A 19,668-nucleotide genomic window follows, 5' to 3' on the forward strand; every position below is an offset into this window, starting at 1 on the left:
CGGGGGGTTGCACGGGAAAAACCATGCGCGTGCTGTTGCTCCTCGGGGCGCTTTTCAGTATCGTGGTCACGTCCCGCCGGTGGGACCAGATTCATCCACTGCGCACCGCGACGGGCAGCGGGTTGTCGCTGGCCGCCGGTGAGCAAGAGGAGCCCTACCTCGATCTGGAGCTCCTGGACCGCCGGCGCCGAAGCCCCGCTCTTCGGGCCGCCCCGCGCCAGGCGGTCCACTGCCTGGAAGGTGAACCGGCCAGAAAGACCGCCTGAGACGGTGGCCGTGCCCTCGCGCGAAGCCGGCGGCGTCGGCGGTTAGCGGCATCAGCGCCCGGCGGCCGCGGCCTTCGCGTGGTCGAGCGCCTGGCGCGCCCGCGTATCCCAGGGGCGCAGCTCGGCCGCCCGTTCCAGGGGCGCGATGGCTGCAGCCGCATGGCCACGCGCCAGCAGCAGTTCCCCCAACCGCAGGTGCGCTTCGAAGAGGCCGGCATCGGCCTCAATCGCCTGCCTGAGAAGCTGCACGGCCGCGCCCACCTCGCCGCCGGCCTCGACCGCCAGCGCCTGGGCGTAGAGGTAGAGCGCTTGCGCAGGCGGGTCGCCCTGCGCAAGCTCGGCCGCCCGCCCGAAGGAGGCCGCCGCCTCGGTGCTTCTGCCGCCCATGAGCTGGGCCCGGCCGATGGCGTACCAGATCGCCGGCCGGCCATCCCCCAGCGCCAGGGCGGCCTGGAGCTGCTGCTCGGCGTCCTGGTGGCGGCCCAGTTCGAGATAGAGTTCGCCCAGCGCCGCCCGGAGTTCGGGCACCGCGGGAGCGTGGCGGATGGCCTGTTCGTATGCCTTTCGAGCTTCCTCCTGGTCCCCGGCGGCCTGATAAGCGGCCCCGAGCGCGTAGTGCGCCCGCCAGTAGGTGGGGCTAGCCTGCAGCGCCCGCTCCAGGTAGAGCCGCGCCTGTTGGAAGCGGCCCTGGCCCATGATCGCCGTTGCCAGCCCGAAAAGGGCGTCGGCGCTCATGGGAAGGCGCTCCACCGCCTGTTGGAAGACGCTGGCGGCCTCGTCGAACTTTCTTGCGGCGAGCAGCGCAAAGCCGTACTCCAGCAGGAGGCTCGCCGATGCAGGCCCTTGCGCTACGGCCTGCTTCAGTTCCAGGACCGCCTGCTCCAACTTCCCGGAGGCCCGCAGCGCAGCACCGAGATTGGCGTGGTAGAGGGCCTCGCCGGGATCCGCGCGAACGGCCTCGCGAAAGTGCCGTTCCGCCTCGTCCACGCGCCCTTCGTTGAACGCCAGAACGCCCAGGTTGTTGTGCGCTGCCGCCCGGTGCGGGCCTTCGGCCTCCAGGGCGCGCCGGTAGGCCTCCCGGGCCGAAGAGGGGTCCTGCGAGCGCTGGTAGGCGAGTCCGACGTTGTACCATGCCACGCCCAGCCACCCGAGCACCCGGGGGTCGGCGGGTGCAACCGACCTGGCGTCCTCCAGCGCCCGGGCAGCCTGGGCGGCATTTCCGGCCTGCAGGTGAAGTCGCGCCAGGTTGAGCCGGATCACGACGGAGGCCCTGTTGAGTGACAGCGCCTCGTCCAGGAGAGCGGCCGCCCGCATGGCGTCACCGGACATCCCGGCGGCCAGCCCGGCCAGCATCAACGCATGCGCCCGGTCTTCCTGCGGGTCCGTCGAGCCGGGCCTCAGCAGGGGCTGCAGGGCGCCTTGAGCCTCCTGCCAGCGTCCGGCCTCCAGGAGTTCGATGGCGCGGGTCAGGACAGGGCCGGGCAACGTCGACCGTTCCATCGCGAAAAGCGGGGGCATTTCACCGGCGGGGATAGCCGGCGCGCCGGCCGGGGGCAGGACCGCCGGGCCCGCGCCGGCCCGCCCCGGGGACGCGTACGCCGCCAGGAACGCCAGGAGCGTCAGGAGCCACGCCGCCCCGAGCCGCGCCCGGTCTTTCCGCTCTCGAACAGAGGCCCCTCCCGGATGCATCCCGCCTCACCAGGCCCCGCATGAACCTGCCCGTTATTACGGCGCTCCGGCCCGCAAGCCCTTCGGCTGCTGCGACGCGTGCCGGGCGAGGCCATTGCCAGGTGCGCCGGGCAAGTGTATGGTATAAGTGGTTTTTGGAGTTAGACGACGAAAACCGAAACGTGGCCTTCGGGGCAGGGTGAGCAGCCGCCCAAAAGCGCAGGTGTTGCCCGGGCGGCCGCAATTCCCGACCGGTGGTGAAAGCCCACGACCCGCGGGGCGGGCCCGCGGTGGATCCGGTGAGATTCCGGAGCCGACGGTAAAGTCCGGATGGGAGAAGGCCGGGTGAAGGCCCGCCGCGCGTGGCGCGCGACCGGCGCGGCCATGGTTTTGCGAGCCTGCGCCGTTGCGGCCTTACCCGTACCTCTGCGGAGGTCGGCCCGCCTCTCCCGCCTTTTTCTCCCCTGTGGGCCACGGTGGACGGGGGCCAGATCCAAACTGTTGAGCCTGGCCGAACCTCTGGAAGCGCCCTGCCGCTGCACGGCGAGCCCCTGGCCCCAGGCGCAACTCAGCGCCGACGACCGGCGGTGGGTTGCCCGCGCCATCGCCCTGGCGCGCCGGGGAGCCGGGCTCACCAGCCCCAATCCCGCGGTGGGCGCTGTTCTGGTCCGCGGCGGGCAGGTGGTGGGGGAGGGGTACCACCGCCGGGCAGGCGGGCCTCATGCCGAGGTCGTGGCCCTTGGCCGCGCCCGGGAGGCCGCCAGGGGCGCCACGCTATACGTGACGCTGGAGCCCTGTTCTCACTGGGGCCGCACGCCCCCGTGCGCCGACGCCCTCATCGCGGCGGGCGTGCGCCGCGTCGTGGCGTGCACCGTCGATCCAAACCCCCGCGTCAACGGCCGCGGCTTCGAACGGCTGGCGCGGGCCGGAGTTAAGGTGGAGCTGGCTGGCCAGTCCGCCTGCGGCCGGGTGCGCCGGTTGAACGCTTCGTACGAGAAGTACATCACCACCGGCCTCCCCTACGTGACGATCAAGGTCGCCATGAGCCTGGACGGCAAGATCGCCACGGCTTCGGGCGACGCCCGCTGGATCTCCAGCGAGACCTCGCGGGCGCTGGTCCATCGCCTGCGTGCCCGCCACGACGCGGTGATGGTGGGCGTCGGCACGGTGCTGGCCGACGACCCCCTGCTCACGGCGCGGCCCCACGCCAGCCGGCCGCTTCGCCGCCAGCCGCTCAGGGTGGTGGTCGACGGCCTGGCGCGGACGCCCGCCGACGCTCAACTCATCCGAACGGCAGCCCCCGGCACGCCCGTGCTCGTGGCGGTTACGGCCAGGGCGCCCGCCGAACGCGTCCACGCGATCCGGTCGGCCGGCGCCGAGGTCGCCGTGCTTCCTGCCGCCCCTGACGGGCGGGTCGACCTCCCGGCCCTGATGGAGTACCTCGCAGGCCGGGAGGTGACGAGCATCCTGGTCGAAGGGGGCGGTACCCTGGTCGCTTCCCTCATCGAGGCGGGACTGCCGGATCGGCTGGTGGCGTTCGTCGCCCCCAAGATCCTGGGCGGCCGCTCGGCGCCGTCCCCGGTCGAGGGCAGCGGGGCAGCTTCCGTGACGGCGGCCTGGGCTCTCGGGGAGTGGAGGGTTCGGCGGGTACCGGGAAGCGGCTCGCCGCCCGACCTGGTCATCGAGGCGCTGTTCCCGGCAGCCGCCGAGCGGCTCCGGTGCGCACCGGCGCAGGAGAGAGGGCAGGCAGCGTGTTCTCTGGCATCGTAGAGGCCGTAGGCACCGTCGTGAGCCTGGAAGCCATCGGCGGCGGTGGGCGGCGGCTCCGGCTCGACTCGCCCTGGGGCCAGGGCGAGGTCCACGTCAGCGACAGCGTCGCCGTGGACGGGGTTTGCCTCACCGTGGAAGAGGCGTCGGGCCGCAGGCTTTCGTTTTCGCTCTCGCCGGAGACGCTTCGCCGCACGACCCTCGGCCGGATCCGCCCCGGAAGCCCCGTCAATCTGGAGCGCGCCCTCACCTGGGGCAAGCCCCTGGGCGGGCACCTGGTGCTGGGTCACGTGGACGGCGTGGGCGGGGTGAGCTGGGTTCGGCCCGCAGGGCAGGGCAAGGAGATGGGTTTTGTCGTACCGAATGAGCTTTTGCCGTTCATCGCGCTGAAAGGCTCGGTGGCCATCAACGGGGTCAGCCTGACGGTAGCCGGGTTACGGGACAGGGAGTTCTGGGTAGCTCTGGTGCCGTACACGCTCCAGCACACCACGCTGGGGCGGGTTGCCGCGGGCGACATGGTCAACGTCGAGGTGGACGTGCTGGCGCGTTACGTTCATAGGCAGCTCGCTATGCTTTCGGCCGCGCCGGGTCTTGCGCGCCCGGCGGCCAGCATCACCCCGGCACTCCTGGAGGAGCTGGGTTACACGGCGTTCTTCTCGCAGGGGGGCAGATGAGCGTTGCAGGATCTAGAGGCGAAGGGCCAGCGGATCAACTCTTCCCCGTTCGGTACCATCGAGGAGGCCCTGGAGGAGATCCGGGCCGGCCGGATGGTCATCGTGGTGGACGACGAGGAGCGCGAAAACGAAGGCGACCTCGTGATGGCCGCCGAGAAGGTGACGCCGGAGGCCATCAACTTCATGACCCGCTACGGCCGGGGCCTGATTTGCGTACCGCTCACCGGTGAGCGGCTCGACCAGCTCCAGATCCCGCTGATGCCGGGCGCCTCGGAACAGAGCATGCGCACCGCCTTCACCGTCTCCGTGGACATAGTAGGCGTCCACACGGGCATCTCGGCCCAGGAACGCGCCGCCACCGTGCGAGCCCTGGCTGATCCCCGCACCACCGCCGAACACTTCATCCGGCCCGGGCACATCTTCCCGCTGCGCGCCAAGCCGGGCGGCGTGCTGCAGCGCGCCGGGCACACGGAGGCGGCCATCGACCTGGTGCGGCTGGCAGGGCTTTACCCGGCCGGCGTCGTCTGCGAGATTATGAACGAGGACGGCACCATGGCCCGCGTGGCGCAGCTGGAACAAATCGCGGCGCGCCACGGGCTTACGATCGTCACCATCGCCGATCTCATCCGGTACCGCCTGCGCACGGAGAAGCTGGTACGCCGGGTGGCAGAGGCGCACCTGCCCACCCGGTTCGGCGACTTCCGCGTCATCGGCTACGAGAGCCTGGTGGACGGCCAGGCGCACACGGCGCTGGTGAAGGGCGACGTGGCGGGCAAGAAGGGTGTGCTGGTTCGTGTGCACTCGGAGTGCCTCACCGGGGACGTTTTCGGGTCGGTCCGCTGCGATTGCGGCGAGCAACTGGCCTCCGCCCTGATGGCCATCGAGCGCGAAGGCACGGGCGTGCTGGTCTACATGCGCCAGGAGGGGCGCGGCATCGGGCTCCTCAACAAGCTGATGGCCTACCGCCTCCAGGACGAGGGCAAGGACACCGTGGAGGCCAACCTGGCGCTGGGCTTCCCGCCGGACCTTCGGGACTACGGACTGGGGGCGCAGATCCTGGTCGACCTGGGCTTGACCAGCATCCGCCTGATGACCAACAACCCGCGCAAAGTGGTCGGGCTGGAGGGCTACGGGCTCGAGATCGTGGAGCGCGTGCCCATCGAGATGCCGCCTCACCGGGAGAACTTCCGGTACCTGCTCACCAAGCAGGAGAAGCTCGGCCACTTCCTGCACCTCGACGCCGAACAGTTCGTGGCGTCGGAGTCCGACGGCACCTTCAACGGCCGCCGGGAACGCAGCTACGAGCCCGGCCGGCACGGGTGAAGTGAAAGGACGGCCCCGACGGACGTGGCAACGTACCAAGGAGATTTGAACGCCGCAGGGCTGCGCTTTGCGCTGGTGGTCGCGAGGTTCAACGAGTTCGTCACGGGGCGGCTGCTTGCGGGAGCGATGGACGCCCTGACCCGGCATGGCGCTTCGGAGAGCGACGTCGACGTGGCCTGGGTGCCCGGTTCCCTGGAGCTGGGGCCCGTCGCGCGCCGGATGGTACAGAGCGGCCGCTACGACGCGGTGGTCTGCCTCGGGGCGGTCATCCGGGGCGCCACCCCGCACTTCGACTACGTGGCCTCGCAGACGGCCCGGGCGGTCGCCGAGCTTGCCATGCGGGGCGACGTGCCGGTGATCTTCGGCGTGCTCACCGCCGAAACGCTGGAGCAGGCCATCGAGCGGGCCGGCACCAAGATGGGCAACCGGGGCTTCGACGCTGCGGTGGCCGCCATCGAAATGGCCAACCTCTACCGGCGCCTGCCGCCTGCTGCCGGAGCCAGCGCGTCCACGAGCTGAGGGACGGCCTCCAGGCTCTCGAAGGAGTAGTAGACGACCCCGGCCGCTCCGGCTCGCAGGGCGGCCTGCACCTGGGCGCGCAGCCGGTCAGGGCGTGCGCCCAGCAGGTACGTCCCGATGCCGGCGTAGACAGGCACGCCGCGGGCAAGCCCGTGGGCCTGCGTCACCCACCCGGCGAGCACCGAGTCGGAGGGCGTGTAGCTCATCAGGACCACGCCGGACAGAAGCCCCCTGTCCAGCCACACGGTCCACTCCTGGAGGGCCTCCTCGTAGGCGCGCCGGGGATCGGGCAGCACCGCGGCGGTGAGCTTGACGTGGGGCGCCTCGCTCTTCAGGCCTGAGGCGATACGCTCGACCAGGGCCGTCACCTGGCTCGCCCGGAACAGGTTCCAGGCGGCCCGCTCCTCTGCGGAAGACGGCTGCCGCAAAGCCACACCTGCTGCAACAGCCGGTGACGGGGAAACGGCCGCGAACGGGGAGGCCCCCGCGCCCTGCACCTGCTCCAGCTCCAGGCTGCGCCAGAACGCGTTGAGGCTCTCCGGGTGGAATCCTGCCCCGGCCCACGGGTAGCGGACGTAGTCCAGGTGAATGCCGTCCAGGTCGTACCGGCGCACCAGCTCCTGCACCGTCTCGACGACGGTCTGGCGGACGCCCTCGATGCCGGGGTCCACGAACAGGGCGTTAACGTAGGGGCTTTCGTTGATGCCGTACTCCGAAAGGGACCGCCCCCGGCTGTCCCGGGTGACCCAGTCGGGGTGGCGGGCGAGGGGGTGGTCCCGCCAGGCGGGTACTCTCCCGAGTTCCCCCCAGGTGTAGACGTTAATCCAGGCGTGCACCTCGAGCGGCGGGCCGGCTTTTGCGCCGCGGATCACCTCGGCGAGCGGGTCGTACGACATCCCTCCCGCCCTGTCGGCCGAGCCCCCGGCGCCCTGCGCGCCGGCCGGCACCGCCATCGGCCAGATGCTGGAGCGGTAGGCTGCTTCACCCCGTGCCAGCACCTGCACGAAAAGCACCCCCGCCCCGATACGGCGGGCCATGGAGACGGCAGCCCGGGCACCCTCGGGGGTCAGGATGGTGCGTTCCTGCACCCACAGCCCGACGACGTACCCCCGCTCGCCGCCTCCGGGGGCGGCGATCCCGGCAGGCCCGGCATTCTCGGGCGCCAGTGCGGCCTCCCGCATCCCGAAAAAGGCACCCGCCACCGATGCCAGAAAGGCTGCCCCCAGCAGCACCCACCGCCGGCGGTCCTGTCCTGCGTACGGCTTCACCGGCCGGCCCCATTTCAAGGCCATCGCTGGAGCCTAGACTACGACCGGCCGACGACGCTCTCCTGTTGCGGCGGAGTTTCCAGGCTTACGAAAACCGCAGGAACATGCGGGCGGCGCGCTCCAGCGCCTCCTCGCGCTCCGGTTCCTCTCTGGCCATGCACTCCCGGAAATGGTCGCTCATCAGGGCCATGGCGACCTTGGAGAGGGCGGCCCGCATCGCGGCCAGCTGCAGGATGACCTCCTCGCAGTCGCGGTTCTCCTCCAGCATCCGCTGAACGCCCCGGGCCTGGCCCTCGATGCGCTTCATGCGGTTGACCAGCTCTTCCGTGCGTCGCCCGTTTTTGACGACGGCCATTGTCTGCCCACCGCCCTCCTTTCAGCGACGCGATCTCCTGCGCCGTGCCGGCTACGACCGGCCTTCCGCCTCCTTGGCCGGCTCGCCCACCGTGGCCAGCACCTCCTGCAAGAGGTACGCCTCCGGCACGGCCCCCTCGATCTCGCCCGTCTCGTTGATGATGGTCTTGGGAACGCCGTACACGTTGTACTTCCCCGCCAGATCCGGAAACTCGGTGGCCTCGATCATGTCGGCCGTGAAGTTGGGGTTCTCCATGGCGAACTGGTGCGCCAGGCGCACCGCCCTGGGGCAGTACGGGCAGGTGGGCGTGACGAAGACCCTCAGGTGAACGGGCGTCGCAATGGCCGCAAGTTGCTCCCGCGTCTCGGGAGCCAGCCGCGTCTTGCCGTTACCCGTATCGACGATGTCCTCCACCAGCGCGCCGAACTCGTACCCGGCCGGAATCCCGAAGTACCGAACGTTGCGGCGCGACTCCGCCTCATCGGTCACCACGATGGCCGGAACCATCGGGATCGCGTACTGCTGCACTTTGTCCGGGTGCAACTTGCGGTCGAAGACCTCCACGCTGATCTTGTCGCTGGTGGACGCAAGCTCTTCGATCAGCTGCACCGTCTCCTGGCAGTACTGGCAGGGCCGCTCACCGGGAACGATGAGCTTCGAGGCGCCTTCGGTAAAAAGCAGAATCTTTACCCTGCCCTCCATCTTCTCAAAGACAGACTTCAGGTAACTCCGATCCTTCTCACCAATGAACGGCATCCTGTCTGCCCTCCATCAACGGGATTGAAACCCCGGCCAACCTTGCAGGACGTATGCCCCTACCGGGTAGGGTATATGCTGCCCGCGGTCTTGCATATCACGAAGCCTCGGAGAAGTCAAGAGGAGCTGCCTGTATGCCGCACGGTAGCCGTGGCCAGGCAGGCGACCGCCTCCCCGGAACCCACCGCTCCGAGCCCTTCCATGCTCTTGCCCTTGACGGAGATCGGCAACCGGGGCAGGTCCAGCACCGAGCGGATGCTGGCCACGATGGCCTCCCGGTACGGCGCGATGCGGGGCGCTTCGGCGATGATCACCGCGTCGATGAACTCGACCTCGAACCCCCGGCCCCGTACCAGGGCGTGGGCCTGCCTCAGCAGTTCCCGGCTGTCTGCGCCGGCGAAGCGAGGATCCGAGTCGGGGAAGAGGCCCCCGATGTCACCGAGCCCCGCGGCGCCCAGGAGCGCATCGGTGATGGCGTGCAGCAACGCATCCCCGTCGGAGTGCCCCAGGGGGCCCCGGTCGAAAGGAATCTCCACGCCGCCCAGCCGAAGCGGCCGCCCGGCGGCCAGCCGGTGGACGTCGAACCCGAGCCCCACCCGTATTTCCCCGGAAATCGCTCGATCAGCTGCCATTGCGTAGCCCGTCCAGGAGCGGGCCGCCCGGATCTCGGTGCGCCAGCAACGCCTCCGCCATCACCAGGTCCTCGGGACACGTGACCTTGATGTTGGAAGGCGAGCCCTGCACGACCCGCACCGGCTCGCCCAGCGCCTCCACCAGCGCGCAGTCGTCGCTGCCCTCGATCTGCCGCTCCGCCGCCTCCCGGTGAGCCTGCAGGAGCAGGGCGAAGCGGAAGGCCTGGGGCGTCTGGATGGACCACAGCCGCTCGCGCTCGGGGGTCAGGGAGACCAGCCCTTTGTGGTCGACCAGCTTGACCGTCTCCCGCACCGGGGTGCCGAGCGTGGCCGCCCCGTACCGGCGCGCCTCGTCCAGCACGGCCAGCACCAGAGCCTCGGTGATCAGTGGGCGGACGCCGTCGTGCACCACGACATACTCCCAGGGCAGGCTCTCCCCCTGGAGGGCTCGCAGCCCCCGGAGGACGGAATCCTGCCGCCGCTGCCCCCCGGCCACCACCCGGCGCACCTTCTTGAGCCCGAACCGTTCCGCGATCTCCCGCCGGGCATACATAACGTCCCGCTCCGGCACCACCAGCACCACCGCGTCAACGGCGTGGCAGCGTTCGAAGACTTGCAGGGCGTGGACGACGACGGGCTTGCCTCCCAGCGGGAGGAACTGCTTGGCCACGGGCGTTGCGATAACGCCGGCGAGGGGCGAGTGTTCCCAGCGCTCAGCCATGCGCCGCCCCTGGCCCGCCGCCACCACCACCGCACCGGTCGTCATGCCGGCATCACGGGTGGCCGGGGCGGCCGTCGGCCTTGGGCCGGGCGAAGATCAACCGGCCGGCCGCGGTCTGCAGTACGCTCGTCACCGTGACGTCGACCGTCTCGCCGATGTACTTGCGCCCGCCGTCCACCACGATCATGGTGCCGTCGTCCAGATACCCGACCCCCTGGCCCTGCTCCTTGCCGTCCCGTATCAGCTGGACGCTCATCTCTTCGCCGGGCAGCACCACCGGCTTGAGCGCATTGGCGAGTTCGTTCACGTTGAGAACGCTAACCCCATGCAGCGACGCGACCTTGTTGAGGTTGAAGTCGCTCGTGACCACCCGGGCGCCCATGCGCTGCGCCAGCTTGATGAGGCGCAGGTCCACGTCGCCCCGCCCGTTGGCCTCCACGATCTCCACCCGCACGCGGGGCTCCTTCTGCAGCCTGCTCAACATGTCCAGGCCGCGCCGGCCGCGGTTGCGCCGCACGGGGTCGGACGAGTCGGCCACCCGCTGGAGTTCCTGGATGACGAAGCTCGGCACCACCAGCGTCCCTTCCACGAACCCGGTGCGGCACACGTCGCCGATGCGCCCGTCGATGATGGCGCTGGTGTCAAGGAGCACCGGCCGGACGACCTCGCCGGAAGCCGCCCCGGCCTGCTCGGCCCCCGCCTCGGCTCTGGGGCGGCGGCGCAGCAGGAAAGCCCCGCTCAGCTCCTCCCGCTTGCGAACGCCCACCATCATGCCGACGTAGGCGGCCCCCGCGGTTACCAGAAGCGGGATGAGGTCACCCACCACCGGCATGTTGCGGGGAATGGGCAGCGTGATGAGAAGGGCGATCACCAGCCCTGCCAGCATCCCGATGGTGCCCCAGATGAGGTCCTGCACAGGGGTGCGGTGAAGCCGCGCCGTCACCGCGCCCAGCGCCGCCTCGACCCACCGGGCCACCCCCGCCCCGGACAGCGCTCCGAGCAGCGTCATAGCCAGGGGCAGGACGAACCGGTGAGACGCCGCTTGCAGGTCGAGTCCGGGAACCAGGTCGGCGGTCAGCAGGACGAACCCAAGACGATAGCCGGCCACACCACCCAGGACGGCAAAAAGCCACCGCAGCACGGCCGAGAGCATGCCGTGCGCTCACCCCCGTGCATTACACACCCAGGCCATTATCCCAGCACTTCGTTGATGCGCCGTTCCACTTCAGCGGCGGGTATACCCTGCGCCAGCACCAGCTCCGAGATCAGGATCTGCCGGGCGCTTTCCAGCATGCGCCGTTCACCCGTGGACAGGCCCTTCTCCTTGTCCCGGATGGACAGATTGCGCACGACCTCGGCCACCTCGAAGATGTCGCCGCTCTTTATCTTTTCGAGGTTCGCCCGGTATCGGCGATTCCAGTTCTGGGACATCTTGGTCTTCTCGCCCTGGAGCACGTCGAAGACGCGGCTGACCTCCTCGGGGCTGATGACCTCGCGCAGGCCCACCTCTTCGACGCTGCGCAGCGGGATCATGACCTGCATGTCGCCCATCGGGAGCTTCATGATGTAGTACTGCTGGCGCTGGCCGAGCACCTCGCGCTCCTCGATGGCCTCGATGACACCCGCCCCGTGCATCGGGTAGACGACCTTGTCGCCGACTTTAAACTGAACCAACGGACCCTCGAACCCCCCGTCCGATACGGACGCCGCGCCCTTCGCCATCGTATCACTCGTGACGCCTATTGTCAAACTACAGCATTCATAAGGGCCTGAGAGAGAATCACACGAAGTTACTGAAAACTAGCTCGTCCTCGCGCTAAACTACTCGTTCTTTCTTCGTCTCACGTGCGGGACGCCGCTTCGAGGGCGGTGCTAGAGGTGCCGGTCCAGGAGCACCTGCTCCCTCAGGCGGTGCAGGCCTTCCTTGATGGCCTTGGCACGAACTTCGCCGATCCCCTCGACGTCGTCCAACTGGTCGATCGAAGCGGTCAGAATGTTGGGCAGGTGCTGAAACTTCTTTACAAGGTTTTCGACGACGGGCATCGGAAGCCGGGGGATCTTGTGCAGGATCCGGTAGCCTCTTGGCGTCACGGACATGTCCAGGGACGGGGCCTGTCCGTGGCCCATGGATTTGACAACGAGGGCAACGTCGGGAATCTCGTCCTGCTCCGTCCGGCGGCACAGGTCCTCCCATACCTCGTCCGGGTGGCGGCCGTCCTGGGCCACCCAGTAATCCCGGAAGACCAGGAGGCCTTCGTCCTCGATCTCGCTTAAGAGCTCCTCCAGCTGCATTTCGACCAGCCGGCCCTCGGTACCCAGTTCAACCACGTACCGGCGGATCTCCCCTGCGATCCGCTCCACCATTTGGGCCCGCTGCAGCACGGTGGCCACATCCATGAGCGTGGCCAGGTCTTCGAACTCCAGCGCCGACAAATTGACCAGCGCCTGCTCCAGCACCGTGCGGTAGCGCTCCAGCGTGGAGAGGGCCTGGTTGGCCTTGGCCAGGATCACGCCCAGGTCGCGCAGTACATACTTGATGTCGCCCTTGTACAGGGTGACCATGTTGCGCCGCTGGGAGATGGAGATCACCAGTTCGCCCGTCTGCTTGGCCATCCGTTCTGCCGCGCGGTGGCGGGTGCCCGTCTCGAAGGTGGGGATCATGGGATCCGGGTTCAACTGGGCGTTGGCGTACAAGATCCGCAGGCCATCGGAACTGAGAATGATGGCTCCGTCCATCTTGGCCAGCTCATACAAGGCCGACGGGTTGAGTTCGGTGTCGACGTGGAAGCCCCCGTCCACGAGCTCCAGCACCTGGGGGCTGTCCCCAACCACGATGAGGGCACCCGTGCGGGCCCGGAGGATGTTTTCGAGGCCTTCCCGGAGAGGAGTGCCGGGCGACACCATCCGAAGCACCCGGGTCAGCGCATCGTCGCGGTTTTCTGTCAAGTGGGCACCTTTCACTCCACTTCCAAGAGCCCCCACAACCGGCCCCGCGGCTCCGGCTCCGCATGAATGTCGCGCTTAAAGATTATAGCACCAGACTGCCCTGGCTCACAACGCAGATCCCGAGAAAGGTGAACCAGGAAGCTACTCAGGGGGGTATGCCATGAAGCCCACCGTCGGCGTCGAACTCTTCCAGCAGCTGGATATCCGCGTGGGGCGCATCGTCGAGGCCCGCCCCGCCCGGGGCGCTCGCAGGCCGGCGTATCAGCTTCGCATCGACTTCGGGCCGTCTCTGGGCACCCGCACCTCAAGCGCCCAGATCACCGACCACTACACCCCCGAGGATCTCGCCGGCCGGCTGGTGGTGGCCGTGGTCAACTTCCCGCCCAAGATCGTCGCGGGCTTCAAGTCCGAGGTGCTGGTCCTGGGTGCCATGGAGCCGGGCGGCGGCGTGGTGCTCCTGCAGCCCGAGCGCCCCTGCCCGCCCGGCCTTCCCATCGGCTGACCAGGCGGCCTCCTCTTCCGGCGAGGGCTAGCCGGCACGCTCCACCACCATGGCCACGGCCTCGCCGCCCCCAATGCACAGCGCGGCCAGCCCCCTGCGGGCGCCCCGCTCCTCCATGGCGTGGATGAGGGTGACCAGCACCCTGGCGCCGCTTGCACCGATGGGGTGCCCGAGCGCGACGGCCCCGCCGCGGACGTTGACCCGCCGGGGATCCAGCTTCAACTCCCGGATGGCGGCCATCGGCACCACCGAGAACGCCTCGTTGATTTCGAACAGGTCGATCTCCTCGACCGAAAGCCCGGCCCTGTGCAGAACTTTCTGGATGGCGGCAATGGGCGCCAGCGTGAACCACTCGGGGTCCATGGCCGCCGCGGCCTGGGCCACCACCCTCGCCTGCGGCCGAACCCCCAACCGTGCCGCCTTCTCCTCCGCCAGCACGGCCACCGCCGCGGCCCCGTCGCTGATGCTGGAGGCGTTGCCGGCCGTGACCGTGCCGCCGTCCTTGAAGGCCGGCTTGAGCTGGCGAAAGCGCGCCTCCACCAGCCGCCCCGGCTCCTCGTCGGTGGTCACCTCGGTGCTCTCGCCCTTGCGGCCCTGCACCTGCACCGGAACGATCTCCCTGGCATAGCGCCCGCTTTGGATGGCCTCCTGGGCCCGGCGGTAGCTCTCCAGCGCGTACTCGTCCTGCTCTTCCCGGGAGATCTGCATCCGCTCGGCCAGCAGTTCGGCGCAGCTGCCCATGTGGCAATCGTTGTAGACGTCCCACAGCCCGTCGTGAATCATGGTGTCGATGAGCCGGGCGTGGCCCATGCGCAGGCCCCCCCGGGCTCCCGGGATGACGTAGGGCGCGTTCGACATGCTCTCCATGCCGCCCGCCACCACCACGTCTGCATCGCGGCACATGACGGCCTGGGCCGCGATCATAACCGCTTTCAAACCGGAGCCGCACATCTTGTTGATAGTCAGGCATTCAACTTTACGAGGTAGCCCCGCGAAGAGGGCCGCCTGCCGCGCCGGCGCCTGCCCGAGTCCCGCGGCCAGCACGTTTCCCATGATGACCTCGTCGACGTCCTGCGCGGCGATGCCCGCCCGCTCCAGGGCGCCCCGGATGGCGACAGCTCCCAGTTGTGGGGCTGAAAGCGGGCTCAAAGCGCCCATGAACGCTCCGATGGGCGTCCGCGCCGCCCCGGCGAGCACCACGCTCCTCATGGGTTGATGACCTCCTCCTGGCTCTTGGTCGTACGGGATCAGCCGCACGAACGGGCTAACAGCGCCCTGGAACGCCGTTCAGGCCCATCCGATCCCTCACCTCGCGGATGACCTCTCTGGCCACCCGGCGGGCGCGTTCGGCGCCGGCGGACGTAATCTCTTCGAACACGTTCGGGCGAGACGAGAGTTCCCGGTAGCGCTCTTGAATCGGTGCAAGCAATGAGACCAGCGCGTCGGCCAGGGCCTGCTTCAGTTCCACGTACCGGATGGTGCCCTTTTCGTACGCGTCCTTGAAGTGTGCCCGCACGCCGGCCGGAGCGGTCAGGTCCAGCAGGGTGAAGAGGTTACGCACCCCCGGGCTCATCTCGCCTCCACCCGGGCCCGGGTCGGTGACGGCCCGCCGCACCTTCTCCCTGACCACCTCGGGCGGATCCAGCAGGCTGACGGCGCCCTCCGGCTCGCTCTTGGACATCTTGCGGGTCGGCTCGCTGAGCGACATGATGCGCGCCCCGCCTGTCAGATACGCTTCCGGCTCCGGAAAGGTCTGCCCGAACAGGTGGTTGAAGCGCCGGGCGATGTCGCGGGAGAGTTCAATGTGCTGCACCTGGTCCTCGCCCACCGGCACCAGGTCGGCCTTGTAAAGCAGGATGTCGGCCGCCTGCAGCACCGGGTAGTTGAGGAGCCCGGCGTTCACCGCCTCGGAATGCTGGCGGGCCTTGTCCTTGAACTGCGTCATGCGCTGCAGCTGCCCCAACGGAGTGATGCAGTTGAACAGCCACGCCAGCTCCGCGTGCTCGGGAAGTTGCGACTGCACGAAAATGACGGACCGCTCGGGGTCGAGTCCGGCTGCGACGTTGAGCAAGACGCCGTCCCGGACCCGCCCGGGCATCTCGCGGGGGTCGTAGGGGACCGTGATGGCGTGCAGGTCCACGACGCAGAAGTAGCACGGGTAACGATCCTGCAGCTCAACCCAGTTGCGGATGGCTCCCAGGAGGTTTCCGACGTGGATGGTACCGCTGGGCTGGATGCCCGAAAAGACAGTGTGCTGCACGGTTGTGTGAACGGGGCACCTCTCTTTCTGATCCGGCGGGGGCGTCCGGCCGGCGAGCCTTTGCCTTGCGCCCATTATACCATCGCAGCGGCAGGAGCCGGGGTGGCGCGCCGGGCAGCGGTGTGGTTAAATAGGCCCCGGGCTTATCAGACACCGTGGTCAACTGGCAACGCAACCTCGCTATCGTGGCCGCTGGCGTCTTCATCGCGTCGGTGGGCTTCTCCATCGTGACGCCGTTCTTACCTGCCCTCGTGGTGGAAGTGGGCGTCTTCTCCAACGTCGCGTTGTGGTCGGGCATCGTCTTCGCCGTCAACTTCCTGACGTCGAGCCTGATGGCGCCTGTGTGGGGCTCCCTGGCCGACCAGGTCGGCAAGCGCCCCATGATGCTGAGGGCCGGCATCGGCATCGCCGTCACCTACGCCTTCATGGCGTACTCGCACTCCATCTGGGAACTGGCCGCGTGGCGTGCCCTCAACGGGCTTCTGGCAGGCTACATCCCCGCCGCCAACGTGCTCGTTGCCTCCAACACGCCCGACTCGTACCTGGGCCGGGCGCTGGGAACGCTGCAGGCCGTCGGGGCGGCCGGCGTCATCACTGGCCCCCTCATCGGCGGGGCAGCCGCCGAGCTGCTCGGCCCGCGCGGCGCGATACTCCTCGCCGCCGCCCTCTTAGGGGTGGCGGGTATACTGCCATTCGTGGGCGGGGTGCAGGAAGAGCTGGCCGACCGCACCCGCCAGATCCGGTGGGACCGGCTGGGGCCCCGGGTGGTCTCGGACGTGCGGAAGGTGCTGGCAGACCGGCGGCTCTCGGTCCTGTTCGCCGTGCATTTCCTCTTCGCCACGGCCCAGTTGATGACGCAGCCCACGCTTCCGCTGTATGTGGCGAGCCTGGTCGCGCAAAACGCGGCCATCACCACCGGGGCCGTCTACGCGGCGGCCGGGCTTGCCACCGCCATCGGTGCCCCGGCGGCATCGCGCTGGGCCGACCGCACCCCCATGGCGGCGCTCCGGGCCGGGATTCCGGTAGCCGCCGTGCTCCACGCCCTGCAGGGCCTGATCGCCCACCCCCTGTACCTGGCGGCCATCCGCTTCGCCTTCGGGCTCGCAGCCAGCGTCGTGGTGGTCTCATCGGGCGTCTTGATCGCGCGCAGCACGCCGGCCAGCCACCGCGGCCGCACGTTCGGGGTGCTGCAGGCCATCAACGGCATGGGGGCCGTGGCGGGCCCGTTCATCGGGGGCATGCTCGGCGACACGGCGGGACTCGAGGCGCCATTCTGGGCGGGTGCGGCGGTCATCGCCGCGGCCTACTGGATGACTTCCGCCGCCTCCAGGGCAGCCTGGCGCAGCACCGAAGCCGACCGGCGCAACGCATCCAGCTCCTCGGGCGCAAGCGGCAGCTCGATCATGCGCTCGACGCCCGAGGAGCCCACCACGCAGGGCATGCCCAGGTAGACGTCCTGGATCCCCTGCCAGCCGTCCACGTAGGTGGAGACGGTGAGCACCGAGTGCTGGTTTTGCAGGATGCTCTCCACAAGCCGCGTCACCGCCAGCCCAATGGCGTAGTAGGTGGCCCCTTTGCGGTGGATGATCTCGTAGGCGGCACTTCGCACCTGCTCGAAGATACGCTCGAGCGTGCCCTCGCGCACGGCCCGTTCCCAGGCCGCTCCCAGCTCCTTCAGGCGAACCCCCGCGATGTGCGCCAGGCTCCACGCCACCATTTCGGTGTCGCCGTGCTCGCCGAGAACGTAGGCGTGCACGCTCCTCGGGTCGACGCCGAAGTACTCGCCCAGGAGGTAGCGCAGCCGCATGGTGTCCAAAAGCGTCCCCGAACCGAGGACCCGTGAGGCGGGCAGGCCCGATCGCTTCCAGGCGATGTAGCTCAGCACGTCCACCGGGTTGGTGACGACCACCAGCACGCAGTGCGGCGCGAACTGCACCACCTTCTGCGCCACGTCCGCCATCACGGCCGCGTTTCGCTGCAAGAGCTGCAGCCGGGTCTCGCCCGGGCGCTGCGCCACCCCGGCAGAGGCGATGACCACGGCGGCACCCGCCAGGTCGGCGTAGTCGCCCGCCCGGATGGGTATGGGCGCGGCAAGGGGGATGCCGTGGTTGAGGTCCATGGCATCCCCCTCCGCCTTGGCCCGGTTGATGTCCACCAGCACCAGCTCGCAGTGAAGGCCCCGCACCAGGATCGTGTAGGCGATCGTGGACCCCACGAGCCCGGTGCCCACGATGCCCACCTTGGGCGGCCCGGCTGCCCCCCTCGGGCCCGCCGCCCGCCCGTCAGTCCCGCCGTCAGGCCCACGTTCCTCGCCGTCGCCGGACAGCGGCCGCCACGCGCCTGCCTCCATGCCCAAGACGGCCTCCTTCCCGGCTCAAAGGGTGCCCGCGCCGGGCGCCCCTTACGCCCGCGATGCCTGAGGTGCCATCTCCTCCTTCTTGTTGAACGTGATGCTGCCGTCCACGGCGTCCACCACGATGACGTCGCCTTCCTTGAACTTGCCCTTCAGCATCTCGTCCGACAGCGGGTTTTCCACCAGCCGCTGGATGGCCCGGCGCAGCGGCCTCGCCCCGAAGTCCGGGTCGAAGCCCTCGTCCGCCAGCACCTCCTTGGCGGCGTCGGTGAACTCCACCTTGATGCCCCGCTCCTTCAGGTCCTGCCCCACCCGCTTCAGCATGATGTCGATGATCTGGCGGATGTGCTCCTTGTTGAGCGCGTGGAAGACGATGACCTCGTCGATGCGGTTGAGGAACTCGGGCCTGAACGTGCGCCGCAGCTCTTCCAGCACCTTCTTCTTCATGGTCTCGTAGGCGTCTTTCTCGTCCTGCGTGGCGCGGAAGCCCAGCCGCGCCTGGCGGTGGATCTCCTGGGCGCCCACGTTGGAGGTCATGATGACCACGGTGTTGCGGAAGTCCACCGTGCGCCCCTTGGCGTCCGTCAGCCGGCCGTCTTCCAGCACCTGGAGCAGGATGTTGAACACCTCAGGGTGCGCCTTTTCAATCTCGTCGAGCAGGATCACCGAGTACGGCCGGCGCCGGACCCGCTCGGTGAGCTGGCCCCCCTCCTCGTAACCCACGTAGCCCGGCGGTGCGCCCACCAGGCGCGACACCGTGTGGCGCTCCATGTACTCAGACATGTCGATGCGGATCATCGCGTCCTCATCGCCGAACAGCGCCTCGGCCAGCGCCCTGGCGAGCTCCGTCTTGCCGACGCCCGTCGGCCCCAGGAAGATGAACGAGCCGATGGGCCGCTTCGGGTCCTTCAGGCCGGCCCGGGCGCGGCGGATGGCCCGCGACACCGCGTCGATGGCCTCGTCCTGGGCCACCACCCGCTGGTGCAGCACCTCCTCCAGGTGCAGCAGCCTCTCCGTCTCCTCCTGCTGCAGCTTGGAGACCGGGATGCCCGTCCAGGCCGAGACGACCTGGGCGATGTCCTCGGCGCTCACGACGCCCTCGGTGCGGCTGCGCGAGTTCTTCCACTCCTGGCGCTTGCGCTCCAGCTCCTCGCGCATGCGCTGCTCCTTGTCCCGCAACCCCGCGGCCTTTTCAAACTCCTCGTTCTTGATGGCCGCCTCTTTCTCGGTCTGGATCTCCTGGATGGCCTCCTCGAGCTGCTTCAGCTCCGGCGGCGCCACCAGCGCCTGCAGCCTGACCTTGGACGCCGCCTCGTCCACCAGGTCGATGGCCTTGTCAGGCAGGAAGCGGTCGCTCACGTACCGGTCCGACAGCCGGGCTGCCGACACCAGCGCCTCGTCGCTGATCTTCACCCGGTGGTGCGCCTCGTAGCGGTCCCGCAAGCCCTGCAGGATCGCGATGGTCTCCTCCACCGTCGGCTCATCGACCATGATGGGCTGGAAGCGACGCTCCAGCGCCGCGTCCTTCTCGATGTGCTTGCGGTACTCGTCCAGCGTGGTGGCGCCGATGCACTGCAGCTCGCCCCGGGCAAGGGCCGGCTTGAGGATATTGGAGGCGTCGATGGCTCCCTCCGCGGCGCCCGCCCCGATGATGGTGT

19 protein-coding genes, 1 pseudogene and 1 riboswitch are annotated in these 19,668 nt (G+C 69.1%); of the genes and pseudogenes, 7 read left to right on the forward strand and 13 right to left on the reverse strand.

Annotated elements, in window-relative coordinates:
• Nucleotides 1-266 (forward strand): hypothetical protein (locus AB1609_02280; GenBank protein ID MEW6045297.1); only part of this gene is annotated, 266 nt, incomplete at its 5' end.
• Between the two features lie 51 nt (nucleotides 267-317).
• Here AB1609_02280 and AB1609_02285 read toward each other — a convergent pair.
• The gene (locus tag AB1609_02285) at nucleotides 318-1,955 is read right to left on the reverse strand and encodes a tetratricopeptide repeat protein (protein ID MEW6045298.1); all 1,638 of its coding nucleotides are present in this window, start codon (nucleotides 1,953-1,955) and stop codon (nucleotides 318-320) included.
• A gap of 203 nt (nucleotides 1,956-2,158) precedes the next feature.
• Nucleotides 2,159-2,280: riboswitch (FMN riboswitch) on the forward strand.
• 155 nt (nucleotides 2,281-2,435) lie between these two features.
• Here AB1609_02285 and ribD point away from each other — a divergent pair.
• Genes ribD through ribH form a run of 4 tightly spaced genes read left to right on the forward strand, consistent with a single transcriptional unit; the run spans nucleotide 2,436 to nucleotide 6,217 of the window.
• The gene (gene ribD, locus AB1609_02290; GenBank protein MEW6045299.1) at nucleotides 2,436-3,704 is read left to right on the forward strand and encodes a bifunctional diaminohydroxyphosphoribosylaminopyrimidine deaminase/5-amino-6-(5-phosphoribosylamino)uracil reductase RibD; all 1,269 of its coding nucleotides are present in this window, start codon (nucleotides 2,436-2,438) and stop codon (nucleotides 3,702-3,704) included.
• Complete coding sequence (locus tag AB1609_02295) at nucleotides 3,686-4,375, forward strand: riboflavin synthase (GenBank protein ID MEW6045300.1); 690 nt, start codon at nucleotides 3,686-3,688, stop codon at nucleotides 4,373-4,375. The genes ribD and AB1609_02295 overlap by 19 nt, the downstream gene beginning before the upstream one ends.
• Nucleotides 4,376-4,378: 3 nt before the next feature.
• Nucleotides 4,379-5,698 carry a bifunctional 3,4-dihydroxy-2-butanone-4-phosphate synthase/GTP cyclohydrolase II gene (locus tag AB1609_02300; GenBank protein ID MEW6045301.1) on the forward strand — a complete coding sequence of 440 codons (1,320 nt, stop codon included), beginning with the start codon at nucleotides 4,379-4,381 and terminating at the stop codon, nucleotides 5,696-5,698.
• A gap of 24 nt (nucleotides 5,699-5,722) precedes the next feature.
• Nucleotides 5,723-6,217: a 6,7-dimethyl-8-ribityllumazine synthase gene (gene ribH, locus AB1609_02305; GenBank protein ID MEW6045302.1), complete on the forward strand. Its 495-nt coding sequence runs from the start codon at nucleotides 5,723-5,725 to the stop codon at nucleotides 6,215-6,217.
• Here ribH and AB1609_02310 read toward each other — a convergent pair.
• The 8 genes from AB1609_02310 to disA all read right to left on the reverse strand — a co-directional run bounded on the left by AB1609_02310 (nucleotide 6,169) and on the right by disA (nucleotide 12,895).
• Nucleotides 6,169-7,485 (reverse strand): family 10 glycosylhydrolase, encoded by a 1,317-nt coding sequence (locus tag AB1609_02310; protein MEW6045303.1) that lies wholly within the window; start codon nucleotides 7,483-7,485, stop codon nucleotides 6,169-6,171. The two genes, ribH and AB1609_02310, sit on opposite strands and share 49 nt — an antisense overlap.
• 85 nt (nucleotides 7,486-7,570) lie before the next feature.
• On the reverse strand, nucleotides 7,571-7,840 hold the full coding sequence (locus AB1609_02315) for a metal-sensitive transcriptional regulator (protein MEW6045304.1): 270 nt from the start codon (nucleotides 7,838-7,840) through the stop codon (nucleotides 7,571-7,573).
• 51 nt (nucleotides 7,841-7,891) lie between these two features.
• Nucleotides 7,892-8,596 carry a thioredoxin family protein gene (locus AB1609_02320; protein MEW6045305.1) on the reverse strand — a complete coding sequence of 235 codons (705 nt, stop codon included), beginning with the start codon at nucleotides 8,594-8,596 and terminating at the stop codon, nucleotides 7,892-7,894.
• A 116-nt stretch (nucleotides 8,597-8,712) separates the two neighbouring features.
• Nucleotides 8,713-9,228: a 2-C-methyl-D-erythritol 2,4-cyclodiphosphate synthase gene (gene ispF, locus AB1609_02325; GenBank protein MEW6045306.1), complete on the reverse strand. Its 516-nt coding sequence runs from the start codon at nucleotides 9,226-9,228 to the stop codon at nucleotides 8,713-8,715.
• Nucleotides 9,218-9,994, reverse strand: a complete 777-nt coding sequence (ispD, locus tag AB1609_02330) for a 2-C-methyl-D-erythritol 4-phosphate cytidylyltransferase (protein ID MEW6045307.1) — start codon at nucleotides 9,992-9,994, stop codon at nucleotides 9,218-9,220. The genes ispF and ispD overlap by 11 nt, the downstream gene beginning before the upstream one ends.
• Before the next feature lie 7 nt (nucleotides 9,995-10,001).
• Nucleotides 10,002-11,102 (reverse strand): PIN domain-containing protein, encoded by a 1,101-nt coding sequence (locus AB1609_02335; protein MEW6045308.1) that lies wholly within the window; start codon nucleotides 11,100-11,102, stop codon nucleotides 10,002-10,004.
• 38 nt (nucleotides 11,103-11,140) lie between these two features.
• Nucleotides 11,141-11,623 (reverse strand): CarD family transcriptional regulator, encoded by a 483-nt coding sequence (locus AB1609_02340; GenBank protein ID MEW6045309.1) that lies wholly within the window; start codon nucleotides 11,621-11,623, stop codon nucleotides 11,141-11,143.
• A 198-nt stretch (nucleotides 11,624-11,821) separates the two neighbouring features.
• On the reverse strand, nucleotides 11,822-12,895 hold the full coding sequence (gene disA, locus AB1609_02345; GenBank protein ID MEW6045310.1) for a DNA integrity scanning diadenylate cyclase DisA: 1,074 nt from the start codon (nucleotides 12,893-12,895) through the stop codon (nucleotides 11,822-11,824).
• A 160-nt stretch (nucleotides 12,896-13,055) separates the two neighbouring features.
• Here disA and AB1609_02350 point away from each other — a divergent pair, with 160 nt between their 5' ends.
• Entirely contained in the window at nucleotides 13,056-13,397 is a 342-nt protein-coding gene (locus tag AB1609_02350; GenBank protein MEW6045311.1) for a tRNA-binding protein, read from the forward strand.
• A 27-nt stretch (nucleotides 13,398-13,424) separates the two neighbouring features.
• Here AB1609_02350 and AB1609_02355 read toward each other — a convergent pair whose 3' ends face one another.
• Both AB1609_02355 and trpS read right to left on the reverse strand, forming a co-directional pair.
• On the reverse strand, nucleotides 13,425-14,606 hold the full coding sequence (locus AB1609_02355; GenBank protein ID MEW6045312.1) for an acetyl-CoA C-acyltransferase: 1,182 nt from the start codon (nucleotides 14,604-14,606) through the stop codon (nucleotides 13,425-13,427).
• A gap of 55 nt (nucleotides 14,607-14,661) precedes the next feature.
• Nucleotides 14,662-15,732: a tryptophan--tRNA ligase gene (trpS, locus tag AB1609_02360; GenBank protein MEW6045313.1), complete on the reverse strand. Its 1,071-nt coding sequence runs from the start codon at nucleotides 15,730-15,732 to the stop codon at nucleotides 14,662-14,664.
• A 110-nt stretch (nucleotides 15,733-15,842) separates the two neighbouring features.
• On the opposite strand from trpS, the pseudogene AB1609_02365 reads away from it, so the two are divergent.
• A pseudogene (locus AB1609_02365) lies at nucleotides 15,843-16,958 on the forward strand (MFS transporter).
• A gap of 2 nt (nucleotides 16,959-16,960) precedes the next feature.
• Here AB1609_02365 and AB1609_02370 read toward each other — a convergent pair.
• Entirely contained in the window at nucleotides 16,961-18,007 is a 1,047-nt protein-coding gene (locus AB1609_02370; protein ID MEW6045314.1) for an L-lactate dehydrogenase, read from the reverse strand.
• Nucleotides 18,008-18,058: 51 nt separating this feature from the next.
• Nucleotides 18,059-19,668: AAA family ATPase (locus tag AB1609_02375; protein MEW6045315.1), on the reverse strand; the 1,610-nt coding region annotated here is incomplete at its 5' end.

Source organism: Bacillota bacterium (assembly GCA_040754675.1).
Taxonomy (GTDB): Bacteria; Bacillota; Limnochordia; order Limnochordales; family Geochordaceae; genus Geochorda.